Consider the following 422-nt stretch of genomic DNA (forward strand, 5'->3'; position numbering starts at 1 on the left):
ATCCTCATTTAAAAATTGATCCAGCAGCTTTAAAAACAGTTTTTTCATTGGTTGAAGCTTTACAAGAAACGCGTAATGATCTTTTTGCTCCTGCATTAAAAATTGCACCTCAATTGGCTGAGGTTTTATATGCATTAGATGAAAGAGGAGCTCTTTTTTCTCGTATGTCTGGTTCAGGCGCAACTTGCTTTGGCATTTTTAAAGATCAACAAGCAGCTCAAAAAGCGGCTTTCCTTATCAAATCAGTACATCCAAATTGGTTTGTGAAATCAATTATGACTGTAGGAAGGTTTTGATAAGCAATGTGAACATTAAGGGTTGTTGTTTATAGTGATAATTAACGAATTTATGTTTCTGCTCTTTAGTATTAAATTCTTTATTCATATCCAAATACATTTTGGAAAAGAGCAATAATTCCTTTA

1 pseudogene is annotated in these 422 nt (G+C 32.7%); it reads left to right on the forward strand.

What is annotated here, in order from left to right:
* A pseudogene (locus J7R10_RS08945) lies at positions 1-296 on the forward strand (4-(cytidine 5'-diphospho)-2-C-methyl-D-erythritol kinase); the annotation flags it as partial.
* Positions 297-422: the final 126 nt, after the last annotated feature.

Origin of the sequence: Bartonella vinsonii subsp. berkhoffii ATCC 51672 (genome assembly GCF_902825225.1) — a bacterium.
GTDB lineage: Bacteria > Pseudomonadota > Alphaproteobacteria > Rhizobiales > Rhizobiaceae > Bartonella > Bartonella berkhoffii.